Origin of the sequence: Fusibacter sp. 3D3 (assembly GCF_001748365.1) — a bacterium.
In the GTDB taxonomy this organism is placed as follows: Bacteria; Bacillota; Clostridia; order Peptostreptococcales; family Acidaminobacteraceae; genus Fusibacter_A.
Window position 1 is genome coordinate 142,291 of the sequence record NZ_BDHH01000008.1, and the last position, 14,437, is coordinate 156,727.

The following is a 14,437-nucleotide window of genomic DNA, read 5'->3' on the forward strand; positions in this document are numbered from 1 at the left end:
GATCGCAATGAGTAGTGATATGATGCGAATTTTGGAACTCTCACAAAGTGGCTTTTGTTGTAGTCAAATTTTATTGATGATGGGACTCGAAGAAAAGGGGACGGGCAATATAGATTTAATTAGAACAATGGGTGGTTTATGTGGTGGGGTTGGTGGTTCAGGAAAAAATTGTGGTGCACTTACGGGCGGGGCTTGTTTGCTTTCGCTTTATATAGGGCGCGGTGCAGAAGAAGAAGCAGAAATGCCCTTTTCAAAACTCATGATGGATCAACTGATTCAGTGGTTTAATGAAGAAGTAGGCGCTCTATATGGTGGGATTAATTGTGTTCAAATCCTAGAGGACAATCCGATGAATCGCATGGAGCGGTGTCCCGCTCTTATAGAACAAGTCTTTGAGAAGGTAAAAGAAATTCTTGAAGTGTATGATCACTCTCTATCCGAGATAAGGGAGGCTATTTGATGAATTCTATCTGGCACTCATTGAAAAAGATTTTAGAGGCAAAAGAAGATTGTGTTTTGGCGACGATTATAGACAAATCGGGATCTGCGCCAAGATCTTTTGGAGCGCATATGATTATATGTGACAATATGAGCATTATTGGCACCATAGGAGGGGGAAAATTAGAAGCTGTGACAATGGAAACGGCTCGAGCAGTATTTAAGCAAAAACGTTCACTGATACAAAGTTTTTCGCTCACAGGAGAGGAAGCTTCTGAGACGGATATGATCTGTGGGGGTGCAGGAGAAATTTTACTAGACTATATTTCAGCGGATGAAGCCAGTAATTTAGAAGTTGTAAATGCTTTGATTGCCTGTCTTAAGAAAAGAGAGAAAGCATGGCTATGTACAATTATTAATCAAAATGGGGACAGGCAGCAATGTTTAGTTGAAGCGAAAGGGTGCGTTACTGGTGAACTCAAAGGAGAGGGTGAATTTTATAAGCGGATGATTTCAAATCCTGCAAAGGTCATACTGCATTCTGAACGCTTTGAGTGTAAAAGAGTTGTGATTGAGCCTATACAGAGTGGTGGTTATTTGTACGTCTTTGGCGCAGGACATGTCTCTCAAAAATTGGTCGGAGTCGCTGAAAAAGTAGGCTTTGATTCGATTGTCATAGATGATCGTCCAGAATTTTTAAACGCTGAACGCTTTCCAAATGTAACTCTTATTTTAGTGTCTTCTCTAGAAGAGCCTCTACCTAAGCTGCCATATGACAGAGACAGCTATATGGTCATTGTCACAAGAGGACATATGCATGACAAGACCATTCTGGATCAAGTGCTCCATGTGCCTTCTGCATATATAGGCATGATTGGCAGTCGCCATAAGAGAGACTTGATTTACAAAGATCTCATTGAGCAAAAGGGATATAGATCAGAAGCTTTTTCAAATGTCCATTGCCCAATTGGTTTAGAAATCTTCGCGGAATCACCAGAAGAAATTGCGGTTAGCATTGTGGCAGAGCTCATAAAAGTAAGAGCCCAAAATACAAATGAAAGTTGAAAAAATCACAGCACTTATACTTGCAGCTGGGCAATCTTCAAGAATGGGTGCACTAAAACCAAAGCTTGAAATCGAAAATAAAGCGGCTATTTTGTGGGTGGTTGAAGCTTTTCGAAAATCTGGAATAGAAGATATCAGAGTGGTCGTAGGTTATCACTCAAAAGAAGTAAGACAAGTCTTATCTGAAAAAAATATCAAAATCATTGAAAATAAAGCACCTGAAAGAGGCATGTTTTCTTCTGTTAAGGTGGGGATTGAGTCATTAGAAAGTGATGTGGAAGGCATTCTGTTGATACCAGCGGATATCCCTATGATCAGAAGTCAAACCATAGAAAAAATTCTAGAAGCGCATACGGCGTATCCAGATAAAATTATTTTTCCAAGTTTTTTAGGTCAAAGAGGTCATCCGCCTTTTATCAACAGAGACTGTTTTAAGACGATTCTTGAAGCAGATGAAAATGCGAATTTAAGACAAGTCCTAGAATTGTTTAAGACGCGTTGGTTAGATCTACCTTGCGCAGATAACGGCATCTTGATGGATATGGATACATATGCCGATTATGAGCATATGGTGGCTTATGCGGCCACACGATTAACCCCAAATTTAGAGGAGTGTCAAGCACTACTGGATTTATTTCAGGTACCTGAAAAAGTGAGAAAGCATTGCTTGGCAGTTTCCGAGTTGGCATGTAAAATTGCAAGGTGTTTAAACAACAAAGAAGGTCAGATTGTATCAGAACAGATTATAAAAATGGCAGGACTACTACATGATGTGGGAAAAGGACAGCCGAATCATGCGCTTCTAGGGGCGAAAATGATTTCAAATGAAGGCTTTTACGGACTTGAAGAGATTATCTCTTGTCATATGGATATTGAACTGCCACTCCATAATTTCAAAATTACTGAGAAAGAATTGCTCTATCTATCGGACAAGTTGACAGAAGAAGATCAGTATATAGCCTTGGAAACGAGATTTGAAAATACGCGAAAAAAATATCCCAAAGTTGATGAAAACAAGCTATTTCGCAGGTTTTATAATGCCAAGCGCATCAAAGACAAAATTGAAAGTATATTAATATTAGATGATTTATACGACTTTTTTAATGAAAAAAGTATGGTTAGGGTGTCAAATCCAAAAGTTGAGCAACCCTCTACTCTATGATGTCGTTTACGGGAAGTACGCAATACAGCATAGGGTAGAGGGTTAATGCGAAACTGACTTTTGAGACCCTAACCCAATATGGAGGCTATCAATAATGAATGCAGTAAAAGTCTATTCTAGAACCGAAAGCGTTTGCCCAGTTTGTCTAAGCAGAGTGGACGCTGAAATTATCAGAGAGGGTGACTGCAGTTATCTTGTAAAATCGTGTCCCGAACATGGTGCCTTTTCAACGCTTATTTGGGAGGGCAGCCCTGAAATTGAAAGCTGGTGTGGTGAGCGGAATTCTTTTGATAAAGTTTTACAACCCAGCGAGGGTGAGGGATGTCCCTATGAGTGCGGCATATGTCCAGAACATCAACAACACTCTTGTTGTGTACTACTAGAAGTCACCCAGCGCTGTAATTTGAAATGCCCAGTCTGCTTCGCAGAGGCAGGGAGTGCGCATAGTGTTGACCCTGTTATGTCACAAATTCAGGCGTGGTATGAAATGTTACTTTCAAAAGGCGGGCCCTTCAACATTCAACTCTCCGGTGGAGAACCAACGATGAGAGATGATTTGCCTGAAATTATAAGTCTGGGTAAAAAGATGGGATTTGTTTTTTTTCAGGTCAATACAAACGGCATACGATTGGCAGAAGATTCTAGTTATTGCGAAAGATTAGCTAAAGCAGGTCTCAATTGCGTCTTTTTACAATTTGATGGTTTAAAGGATTCTATATATAAAGCGCTCAGAGGCCGAGCACTTTTAGAACAGAAAATAAGAGCCATAGAAAATTGTAAACAGGCAGGGATTGGCGTTGTTTTAGTGCCCACAGTGGTGAAGGGCATCAATGATTTAGAGCTTGGCGAGATTATTGACTTTGCAGCGCATAATATGCCGATCGTACGAGGGGTTCACTTCCAACCGATTAGTCATTTTGGCAGATATCCAGAATCTTTTTCAGATGAGCGGATGACGATACCGGAACTTTTAAGGGGGATCGAGAAACAAACGAATGGTGGGATTAAAGCATCTGCATTTATACCGCCCTCAAGTGAACATCCACTTTGTTCTTTTAATGGCAAATTTACACTTCAGAAAGAGGGGCACTTTAAAAGTATCTCTGAATTTGGTAAATCCAAATCCTGTTGCTGTAGTGTGGAAACACCTGCGGAAAGTGCCATGAAATATGTGGCTAGGCAGTGGTCGGCACCAAAGTTAAATACACTTGAAGTGGTTCAGCCTGAACAAACCATTTCGTTAATACCAGATTTGACAAGTTTAGATGATTTTTTAGAGCAGGCCAAAATGACCTTAGCCATTTCTGGAATGGCATTTCAAGATGCGTGGACACTTGATTTAAAACGCCTTAAAAGTTGCCATATTCACGTGGTAAGTCAAAAGGGTGACTTGATTCCATTTTGTGCTTATAACCTCACAAGTAAGGATGGTAAGAGCCTTTATAGATGATCAGAATATGTAAAGTTGGGAGGGCGTGTGGTGTTTGAAAGTACAGTAAAATCTGTTTTAGATTTATGGGTGGCAGAAGAAATGGGCTCAAATCTTCACGAATTTTCGGATGCTATTTCGAAAAATCAAAAAGAATTACGATCGCAAATATTGTCTTTTGCAACCTCTAAAAGTGTTTTTTATAGAACACATATGGGGATATCGCTAGAGATCACACCAGAGATAGTGCAAAGAGACTGGCAATCTGTGCCCTTTACAACAGCTGAGGACATAAAATTGAGAGGTTTAGAAATGCTTTGTTGTTCTCAAGATGACATCAAACGCGTGGTGACCTTAGAGACCTCTGGAACAACAGGGACCCCCAAACGGCTCTATTTTACTGAGCATGATCAAAAGCGAACTATTGATTATTTTAGAGTAGGCATGGATACTTTTACGAATGTAGGCGATAAAGTCCTTATATTATTGCCTTGTGAAAGAGAGGGGAGCATCGGTAAACTTTTAGGTAATGCGCTTAAATTAGGGGGTAAAACGCCTATATTACAGGGTGTGGTTAAAGATTTGCAAGAGACTTTCAAGGTGATTGAAGAGCTTGAGCCAGATGTGATCGTGGGGATTCCATTTCAAGTCCTTGCGCTTGTGAAATATGGTGTATTTATGAATAAAGGCATCATAACGGTTAAAAAAATGCTTTTGAGTACGGACTTTGTTTCTCAAACAGCCGTAAAATTTATAGAGCAATATTGGCATTGTGAAGTCTTTAGATATTATGGCATGACTGAATCAGGATTTGGCGGGGGCATAGAATGTAGGTGTCATGAGGGCTATCATTTATATGAATCTGATTTTTATATAGAAATAATGGATCCTATTTCGGGTAACTGCTTGCCAGTGGGTGAGACTGGTGAAGTCGTGATAACGACTTTAAAAAGAGAAGGGATGCCTCTAATACGCTATAGGACGGGTGATCAATCTCGTATGATCTCAGAGCCCTGTGGCTGTGGCTCTGTATTAAAACGGTTAGATGTGATTAAAACACGTCTGAATGGGCGCATTCAGCTCTATGGGGGCGACTATCTTACTAAAGGGGAAGTAGATGATGTTCTACTCGATATAAAATCGCTAGTAGACTACAAAATACAATTTAAAAGAAATAAGGTACAAGACACGCTTTGTTTACAGCTTTATTATTTGTCAGACGCCGTTGATGAGCAATTCATTATAGAGCGTTTAAAAGGCATTGAGACCATAAAAAGGGCATTAAAACAAAATAAATTAAGTATTGGTGTGGATTCAATAATCGTAAAAACAGACTACTGTCCTCACCCAGCAAAAAGAAAAATAGAGGAGTGAAGACATGTCAAAGAAGACCCTATATTTGATTCGTCACTGTAGACCTACGCTTGTAGACGGACAACGTCGCTTTATTGGACAAACGGATTTACCTCTAAGTGAAGATGGGGTTATTCAGGCAAAAGCACTTGGTCAGTTTTTCAAGGATAAAGATATCGAGGCAATTTATTGTAGTGATCTCATGAGATCCTATGATACCGCCAAAGAAATAGGCCTTCAAAATGAACTTCATGTACAGGTAATCACTGCATTTAAAGAAATCAATTTAGGCCAGTGGGAAGGCGAGACATTTGCTGAAATTGCAAGATGTTATCCAGAAGCGTTTCAGGCAAGGGGGCAAGATATTGGTTATTTTAGACCTCCAGAAGGCGAGAGCTTCATTGATTTAAGTAAAAGGGTTTTACCAATCTTTGAAAAAATCATAAGGCAGGACAATAAATCGGTTGTCATTGTTGGTCATGCAGGGGTTAATAGGATGATCCTTTGCAATCTCCTAAATATTCAGATGAAAAATATGTTCAAAATCAGTCAAAATTATGGTGGCATTAACATCATACAAGGTAAAATAAGTGATTTGAGACTGAAAACGCTGAATATGCTATTAGAGGAAATTAGAGAATGAAATTATGGAGGTGTAGCAATGGAAAATAATACAAATAAGTGTCAAAGATGTGGCAATGAGATTCTCAATCAAGTGCTTTACAAGTGTGTTCGATGTTTTACGGCGTATTGTATTTCATGCGAGGATTCAAATGAAGGTCGCTGTTGTCCAAAGTGTGGTATGGGTGCAAGGATGATCTTAGATCAGACACCCTCTAAAAAAGAGGAGGAAGCTTAATGGAAAAGCAAATAGAGCAAGAACTTTTACCAGAAAAGATTGAAGCAGAAGTGGTGACAATTGAAGTCACCGATGTCAAGACTGGCAAAGTCTATAAGAGAGAGGTGCCGCTATTTTATAAAGAAAATGACAATGGAATCATTTTGTGTGGCGAAGATTCAAGAGGGCAAAAAAGTGAAATCGTATTTCTTTCGGATGTTGCAATCGAAAAAATGATGAATTTTATGGGGAAGGGACCAGATTACTCGCATCATGATCATTCAGAACATGATCATTCAGAACAGGATCATCCTGAGTATGTGTTATAAAGTTTTCGATCAAATGTCAGACGCGTATTTATGACAATATATTAAATTATAGACCCTGAAAACGACTGGATATGAAAGATTGATATTGAGTCGTTTTTTTATTGAAATGATTAAAATGAAAGCTTTAGGATTTAACAGTAGTGCTGAAGTGAACAAGGTGATATAATAAATATTACGTAAAGTTAACAATTAGATGGTGGTGTAAAAAAAATAAGCAACACAGGAGCGTTTTATGTTGAAAATTTTACAAGGCTTTAGTTCGAAAAAGACAACGATCGAAGCGATAAAGGAAAATTATGAGCAAATTAAGCAATCCAATGTAAAATATGTCATGTTTTTTGCTTCAAATCAATATGACTTTGATGAAATTGCGAGCGTTTTTAAGGCTTACTTTCCAGAACATGATGTAGTGGGCTGTACCACGGCAGGTGAAATTTCTAATCAGTGTTTAACCGAGCATTCCTTAGTCAGTTTATCGATTGCATCAGATGATTTTCATGTGGCTTCTATTATGCTTGAAAATATTTCAGAATATCCAATTCTATATCATGATCGGATCAACGAAGCCTTAAAATTATTAAAAGTGGATCCAAAGACGGTAGCCAAGCAAAAAAATCTATTTGGCATTACACTTATGGATGGCTTATCAGCAGGGGAAGAAAAAGCATTATCGGTCATCAATGGCGTTTTAGGAGATAATAATTTACCGCTCATAGGCGCATCAGCAGGGGATGGCTTAGACTTTAAAGAGACAAAAATAGCTTTAAATGGTGTTGTGTATAGTAATGCGGCACTGATCTCATTTATTAAAACAGGGCATCCATTTTTCATTTACAAAGAAAACATATTCAAGCCCATGGGCAAACAAATGGTGGTTACAAAAGCAGACGTTGCTAAGAGAACCGTCTATGAGTTTGACAATAAACCAGCAGCCAAGTGTTATGCGGAGAAGTTGAACATAAGAGCAGATCAACTCAGTCAGTATTTTGCAAAAAATCCGCTAGGGCGAAGACTTGATGAAAAAATATGGATTACATCGCCTTTTAACATCAATCCGGATCAATCCATCGAATTTTATTGTAGAGTGCTCACCAATTCAGTTCTCGAAATATTGGAACCCAATAATCCTTTAGAGGTTATCCAAGAAACCAAAAGAGTCATCAAGGAAAATGTACGCAACATTAAAGGCCTGCTCGTTTTTAATTGCATCCTCAGGCGTCTTCAATTTGATAAAGAAAATATAGGCAAACAAATCATTGGACCACTTTGCGAACTTGGACCTGTGACAGGTTTTTCGAGTTATGGGGAACAATTAGACAGTACACATCTCAACCAAACAATGGTGGTATTAACTTTAGGGGAGTGAGTTTATGGGGAAATGGTTTAAAAAAAATCAGTACAGTGAATCTGTTGGTGCAAGCAATGAGGTCAAAGATTCAAGTAAGATTTTAGTGGACAGAGCAACTTTTATGAAAGTGCACAGCACACTTATTTTCGTCAATCAATTGCTAAATCAGCGCGTAGAGCAAGTGTTGAGCAATGAGGGGGACATTACGAAGCAATTTGATGACATGCTTCATTCCATTGTGGGCAATAATGACAGTGTGGAGAAGATGGGGCAGAATATGATTCACTTGAAAAGTAATTTTGAAATTGAAAAAGATCAAATGCGTCAAGTTATTGACGGCATTAACCTCACAACCCAGGAAACTTCAAAAGGGGATCAAGATATTAATGCGTTGTCTGAACAGGTGGATGTCATTATTAAAATATTCGGAGAATTTAATGAAGCGTTTGGAGAACTCAAGGTTTACTATACTAAAATTCAAGAATTTACAAATAGTATCAAAAACATTTCAAGCCAAACCAACCTATTGGCCTTAAATGCCTCTATTGAAGCAGCAAGGGCAGGCGAACAGGGCAAGGGCTTTGCGGTTGTTGCAGGCGAAGTCCGAAAACTATCGGAAGAAACAGAAAAGGCATCCTCTGAAATTGAGTCGAATATCATGCGCATTCAAAATGCCATGAATACATTGGGTGCAAAAAACGATTTGGCGAAAAAAGAAGTTCTTACAGGCAAAGCACTGACTCAAAAAACCAAAAAAGTACTTGATGAAATTTTAGGTTTGCAAGAAAACTTGTCAAGAAACGTAAACGAAGTCAATGTGACGGTGAGCCACAATACACTTAGCATTGAAAATATCACAAAAGAAGTGATGGCAATCAGCGATTATATAAGAGCTGATGAGATCACGATGAAGAAACTGATGAACGAAACAGAGGAAAAAACTTATATCTTTGGGGATATTATTTCATACATTGAGCAGTCCAAAGCACTTTTAGAAAAAATGGATTTATAGTCTTTTCTTTTACATCACGATCCTCTTAGCCCACTTCTTAGAAATTACACGCGGCGTCCCCAAGATTACCTTGGTGACTTCTTCAAGTGAAACCATAGCAACGACGATATAGACGGGATGCTTTAGAACAAACCCGCCAATAAAGGCGAGTGGCACGCCTATCAGCCAAACACAACCGACTTCTAGCAGCATAGAGAAAATCGTATCGCCTCCACTTCTAAAGGTACCAATAATGATGATCGTACTATAGAATTTAAACGGCATAAAGAGTGCCATAACGCGCATGGTGTTAATGGTGATTTGGCTCACTTCAGGTGTTAACTTAAAAAAAGTTTGAATCATAATAGGTGCAAGCAGTACGATTAGAAAACCAATAAGAACACCAAATAGGGCAGCAAGGGCTAAAAATTTATGGTTGTATTCAATGGCATCCTCTATTTTGTTGGCACCTAAGAGATTGCCGAGCATCACAGCTGAAGCGTTGCCAAGACCAAAGCTTGCCACCATAAAAAGACTGTTAATAATATTGGAGATTTGTACAGAAGCCATGGCATCTGTGCCGATATGCGCATAGACATAGGCATAAGTGGTCATGCCTAGTGCCCAAAAAGTTTCGTTTAAAATCACAGGAAAAGCTGTTTTGAAAACCTGCTTAACAGTGGTCAATTTGACGTTGAAGAAGTCCTTTATTTTCACAGCGAGTACGGGAGAACTTGAGTAAATGCTGTATAATATAATGCTGAGTTCCACAACTCTGGCAATTAACGTTGCAGTCGCCGCACCTTCAATACCATATGCTTTAAACCCGAAATGCCCGAAGATGAGCGCATAGTTTAATACGGTGTTGAGGATTAATGAGATGGCACTTGCATACATGGGTAATCTTGCTCTGCCAATGCTCCTTGAAGAAAAACCATATGCAAAACTCAGTGCGGTTAAAATATAGCTTAGGCTTACAATTTTAAGGTATTTTGAACCGAGGGTAATAACCGCAGGATCATTTGAGAATAAATCTAAGATGCCCGTTGATTTGAAAAAAGACAGCCCAAAAAAAACACTTGAAACCAATGTCCCAAATGTGATGCCGATCACCATTACGTTCTTGATTTTATCAAGTTCTTGATTGCCCCAGTATTGTGCAATATAGATACTGACACCACTATAGGTACCAAATAAGATGAGCGTCATTAAGAAAAAAACTTGATTGGCAAGACCGACTGCCGCGATATTGGAAGCCCCTAATTGTCCGATCATCACATTATCCACTAGATTGAGCGAAGCGGAGATCATCTGTTGTAAAACAATTGGAATTGCAATACCAAAGAGCATTTTATAAAAGGTGATATTCTTATTATAGCCGAGTGAAATCATACTGCCTCCTGAATTTTCGTAACCCTAAAGATATTATACAATTTGTTCGACAGAAGATAAAGCATAATAAATTTCCTTGTGTTTATTTTAAGTTCTATTATACAATGGTGTTGTATAATGAATTCATGTAGGAGTGGAAAATATTATATAGAGGTGATTGGATGAAAAAGAATAAGATTTTGATAGTAGATGATGAAATTCATATTTTAGAACTGTTAAGGTATAATTTAGAAGGCAATGGCTATGAGGTTGTCCAAGCGGAATCGGGCGAAGAAGCAATGACAATCATAGAAAGTCAAACCCTTGAAGGCGTTGTTTTAGATTTGATGTTACCGGGAATGGATGGGATAGAAGTGCTTCGTAAAATAAGACAATCCGAACATTCCAGATTACCTGTGATCATGCTAACAGCTAAAAACGAGGAAATTGATGCTGTTATTGGACTTGAAATGGGTGCGGACGATTACATCGGAAAACCTTTCAGAACGCGAGAACTTATTTCAAGGGTAAAAGCAGTGCTCAGGAGAGCTGAACTCAGAGAGCTCCCTACGAGTTCGAATATATTGATCAATAAAGAAGGGCTTTCGATCAATACGGAAACACATCAGATTTTTAAAGACAGTGTTGAACTCATCTTGACGCTTAAAGAATTTGAACTGCTCGAAAAATTAATGAAATCACCAGGCCGTGTATATACGAGAGAAGAACTGCTTGAATCCATATGGGGTTATGATTATGTAGGGGAAACCAGAACAGTGGATGTTCATATCAGACAACTGCGCAAAAAGGTTGAAGAAGATGATAAAAATCCGGAACTCATTATAACCGTAAGGGGTATCGGGTACAAATTCAAACCTTAATGACACTGAGCAATCTTTACCCTCGTGAATATAAGGAGTATTAAATGAGAAAAAAGATTTTGGGAACTTTTATTATCATCATCACAGTGTTGACGCTGTCTTTTGTGATGATTACAAACAATTCTCTGATAAGTGCAATGCTTATCCAACATGAAACCAATCTGACGAATGAAGTCAGATTGACAGAAAACTTATTAAAAGTATCTTATCATGAGGCGTTCGACTTTCAAGGCTTTTGTGAAGAAATCAAACAAAGCATCAATGCCAGAGTGACGATTATAAACAGTGAAGGTGTGGTTCTGGCAGATTCAGATGAAGTTCCTGAATTGATGAACAATCATTTGAACCGAGCAGAAATTATTGAAACCAATAAAACGGGTCAACCCGAAACCGCAAAGCGGTTTAGCAATACGCTTAATACGGATTCTCTATATGTCGCAAAGAAAACCACAATCGAAGGGGTGAATTACTTCATACGAATCTCCGAGCCTCTTGTTGATATTGATGCCATTACGAAAGCGATCAGAAGTTATTCTATGTTGGTCATTATTTTTACCGCATTGATGGCTATTTTGATCTCTTTCATAATTACGAGAAGGATCACAAAGTCTCTCTATCAATTGACAGAAATGTCAAATTTGATATCAAATGGAGAATATGGCAAAAAAATTTACAATCAGTCCAAGGACCAAATTGGGCTTTTGACGGATTCTTTTAATCTGATGAGTAAAAATCTTGAAAGATCCATCAACGAGATCACCAGTAGAAATAGCGAACTGGAATCCATACTCAACAGTATGATCAACGGGATTATAGCCATAGACAAGAATAGAAATATCTTAATGATCAATAAAATCAGCTTTGAAATTTTAAATTTACCAGAAGATTATGTTGTGGAAAATGAATCCATGTACAAGATCATCCGAAATGATGAAATTGCAGAGATGGTTGAAATTTCAATAAATCAAGGCGTATCTCAGATAAAAGAGATACAATATGTGCATCTGGACAAGATTCTCAGAATTTATATCAATCCGATCAGAACTGCGAACGATGAAAATATCGGCAGTATCGTGGTGATCCAAGATGTGACACAAATTCGGAAACTTGAGCAAATGAGAAGTGATTTTGTATCCAATGTCTCACATGAGCTTAAAACACCACTTACTTCGATTAAGGGATTTGTGGACACGCTTAAACAAGGCGCAATAAATGATCATGATACTGCGATGCGGTTTTTAGATATCATAGAAATTGAATCGGATAGGTTGCATCGATTGATTACAGATATTTTACTACTCTCTGAAATTGAAAGCATGGATCGGGACAGTGAATATTTAGAAGCCAATCTTAAAGCGGTTTTGGAAGAAGTCTTTGAAATGCTTAAGTCAAAAGCAGATGAAAAAAACATCGCTTTAAAATTTAGTGTTGAAAGGGACTATATCATTTCTGCAAACAGAGATCGCATCAAGCAAATGTTTATCAATCTCATTGACAATGCTGTAAAGTATACGGAGAAAGGCCAAGTACAAGTCACAATTGTAGAGAAGAATCCCTGGATTCAAATCTTGGTCAAGGATACTGGAATCGGTTTTTCGGAAGTGCATAAGGAGCGATTGTTCGAACGTTTTTATAGAGTGGATAAAGGCAGAAGTCGCTCACAAGGCGGGACTGGTCTCGGTCTTTCCATTGTGAAGCACATCGTCCTACTATATAAGGGCAAGATTTCTGTGGAAAGTACCCCCGGACAGGGCACCACTTTTGAAATTCTACTGCCAAACAAAAGCATCATGGAAAAACTGAATAAATAAAGTGAAGCTTAAAGCAAAGCTGAGTCTAGAAAAGAGCCTAGCTTTGCGAAAAGGATAGAACGGAAAAAAAGGGAGCTGTCTCAAATGATTGAAAAATCATTTGAGACAGCTCTTTCTGTTTTAAATCTCCGTTCTTGCACCCTGGTTTTGCTACTTATTAGGGCGTGTGCTCGGGTAAATCGGATTTAATACCAAAGCCACTTTACATCCATTTTACATTAGATTTATTTGTTTATAACAAAGGGGTGTTAAAGTGTATTTGAGGTTGATCATTAAACAACAAAATAAACAATCTATTTGGAGGAAGTATTATAATGAAGAATTTAAAGGTTTTAGGCGTATTAATGCTTGTATTTACGTTAATGTTCACAATGACAGCTTGTGGTTCAAAAACAGAACCAACACCAGCAGCAGCAGCACCAACACCAGCACCAGCTGCAGCAGCACCAGCACCAGCTGCACCAGCACCAGCTGAAGAAGTGAGCAAACTTGAAGGACAAGTTATTGTTGATGGTTCTGGCACAGTTTATCCTTTGATGGCAAATATTGCAGAAGAGTATATGGTAAATGTTCAACCAGATGTCAGCGTACAAGTGGGTCGTGCAGGTTCAAGCGCAGGATTTAAGAAATTCATTCCAGGAGAAATAGATTTTTCGGATGCATCAAGGGCTATTAAAGATGCAGAAATTGAAGGCTTAAAAGAAAAAGGTTATGAGTACGGCAAAGACGTATTTGAATTTAAATTGGCATATGATGGCTTAACCATGGTCATCAACAAAGACAACACATGGGCAACGGAAATGACCAAAGATGAAATTGTCAATATGTATTTAGCGGGCAAATTCAAAGAAGACGATAAAGTATTATGGTCGGATATCAGAGCTGAATGGCCAGCAGAAGAAATCAAATTTTATGGACCGAATGAAAACCACGGTACTTATGAGTTTTTCTTCGAAAAAATCTTAGATGAGCAACCAATGGTAACGACTGCAAATTTACAGCAAGAGTATTCAACTCTAGTAGACTTGGTATCTAAAGATAAAAATGCAATTGCGTTTTTCGGTTATGGTTATTATGACAGCAATAAAGATAAGTTAACAGCAGTAAAAGTAGATTTTGGTAATGGTCCTGTGGAACCGACACTGGATACAATTGGTGAAGAATTAGCTTATGCTGGTTTTACAAGACCTGTATTCACATATCTCAATGTGAAGTACGCTTTAGAAAAACCACAAGTTCTTGATTATGCTAAATATGTTGTATCGCCAGAAGGCGCAGCAAGATTAGCAGGTGAAAACGGTTTTGCACCAATGCCAGCAAGTGTTTATGAAGGCTACGCAAAACAACTTGAAGCACTTAAATAAATAAAAGAGTAGGTCATATTAAGATGAGGGGGATATACTCCTCATCTTAAAATAGGT

At 38.3% G+C, this 14,437-nt stretch carries 14 protein-coding genes; 13 read left to right on the top strand and 1 reads right to left on the bottom strand.

The window, feature by feature from the left end:
• Positions 1-7: 7 nt before the first annotated feature.
• The 10 genes from F3D3_RS11045 to F3D3_RS11090 all read left to right on the top strand — a co-directional run bounded on the left by F3D3_RS11045 (position 8) and on the right by F3D3_RS11090 (position 8,974).
• Positions 8-460, top strand: coding sequence for a DVU_1555 family C-GCAxxG-C-C protein (locus F3D3_RS11045; protein ID WP_069873902.1), 453 nt, complete (start codon positions 8-10; stop codon positions 458-460).
• Entirely contained in the window at positions 460-1,503 is a 1,044-nt protein-coding gene (locus F3D3_RS11050) for an XdhC family aldehyde oxidoreductase maturation factor (protein ID WP_069873905.1), read from the top strand. Before F3D3_RS11045 ends, F3D3_RS11050 begins: the two co-directional genes overlap by 1 nt.
• Positions 1,493-2,665, top strand: a complete 1,173-nt coding sequence (locus tag F3D3_RS11055) for a DVU_1551 family NTP transferase (protein ID WP_069873907.1) — start codon at positions 1,493-1,495, stop codon at positions 2,663-2,665. Before F3D3_RS11050 ends, F3D3_RS11055 begins: the two co-directional genes overlap by 11 nt.
• Before the next feature lie 94 nt (positions 2,666-2,759).
• Positions 2,760-4,115 (top strand): radical SAM (seleno)protein TrsS, encoded by a 1,356-nt coding sequence (gene trsS, locus F3D3_RS11060; RefSeq protein ID WP_069873908.1) that lies wholly within the window; start codon positions 2,760-2,762, stop codon positions 4,113-4,115.
• A gap of 30 nt (positions 4,116-4,145) precedes the next feature.
• Positions 4,146-5,468, top strand: coding sequence for a DVU_1553 family AMP-dependent CoA ligase (locus tag F3D3_RS11065; RefSeq protein ID WP_084388969.1), 1,323 nt, complete (start codon positions 4,146-4,148; stop codon positions 5,466-5,468).
• Between the two features lie 4 nt (positions 5,469-5,472).
• The gene (cobC, locus tag F3D3_RS11070; protein ID WP_069873910.1) at positions 5,473-6,090 is read left to right on the top strand and encodes an alpha-ribazole phosphatase; all 618 of its coding nucleotides are present in this window, start codon (positions 5,473-5,475) and stop codon (positions 6,088-6,090) included.
• 18 nt (positions 6,091-6,108) lie between these two features.
• Positions 6,109-6,306 carry a hypothetical protein gene (locus F3D3_RS11075; RefSeq protein WP_069873912.1) on the top strand — a complete coding sequence of 66 codons (198 nt, stop codon included), beginning with the start codon at positions 6,109-6,111 and terminating at the stop codon, positions 6,304-6,306.
• Positions 6,306-6,614 (top strand): hypothetical protein, encoded by a 309-nt coding sequence (locus F3D3_RS11080; protein ID WP_069873914.1) that lies wholly within the window; start codon positions 6,306-6,308, stop codon positions 6,612-6,614. Before F3D3_RS11075 ends, F3D3_RS11080 begins: the two co-directional genes overlap by 1 nt.
• 232 nt (positions 6,615-6,846) lie before the next feature.
• A complete protein-coding gene (locus F3D3_RS11085) occupies positions 6,847-7,980 on the top strand; it encodes an FIST signal transduction protein (RefSeq protein WP_069873916.1) in 1,134 nt (377 codons plus the stop codon).
• A gap of 4 nt (positions 7,981-7,984) precedes the next feature.
• Positions 7,985-8,974 (top strand): methyl-accepting chemotaxis protein, encoded by a 990-nt coding sequence (locus F3D3_RS11090; protein ID WP_069873917.1) that lies wholly within the window; start codon positions 7,985-7,987, stop codon positions 8,972-8,974.
• Positions 8,975-8,983: 9 nt separating this feature from the next.
• On the opposite strand, the gene F3D3_RS11095 is transcribed toward F3D3_RS11090, so the two are convergent.
• Entirely contained in the window at positions 8,984-10,345 is a 1,362-nt protein-coding gene (locus tag F3D3_RS11095) for an MATE family efflux transporter (RefSeq protein WP_069873918.1), read from the bottom strand.
• 161 nt (positions 10,346-10,506) lie between these two features.
• Between F3D3_RS11095 and F3D3_RS11100 the strand changes: the two genes are divergently transcribed.
• The 3 genes from F3D3_RS11100 to F3D3_RS11110 all read left to right on the top strand — a co-directional run bounded on the left by F3D3_RS11100 (position 10,507) and on the right by F3D3_RS11110 (position 14,380).
• The gene (locus F3D3_RS11100; RefSeq protein ID WP_069873921.1) at positions 10,507-11,205 is read left to right on the top strand and encodes a response regulator transcription factor; all 699 of its coding nucleotides are present in this window, start codon (positions 10,507-10,509) and stop codon (positions 11,203-11,205) included.
• 44 nt (positions 11,206-11,249) lie between these two features.
• Positions 11,250-13,016 carry a two-component system histidine kinase PnpS gene (pnpS, locus tag F3D3_RS11105; RefSeq protein WP_069873922.1) on the top strand — a complete coding sequence of 589 codons (1,767 nt, stop codon included), beginning with the start codon at positions 11,250-11,252 and terminating at the stop codon, positions 13,014-13,016.
• A 314-nt stretch (positions 13,017-13,330) separates the two neighbouring features.
• Positions 13,331-14,380 (top strand): PstS family phosphate ABC transporter substrate-binding protein, encoded by a 1,050-nt coding sequence (locus tag F3D3_RS11110; protein WP_069873924.1) that lies wholly within the window; start codon positions 13,331-13,333, stop codon positions 14,378-14,380.
• The last annotated feature ends 57 nt before the right edge of the window (positions 14,381-14,437 follow it).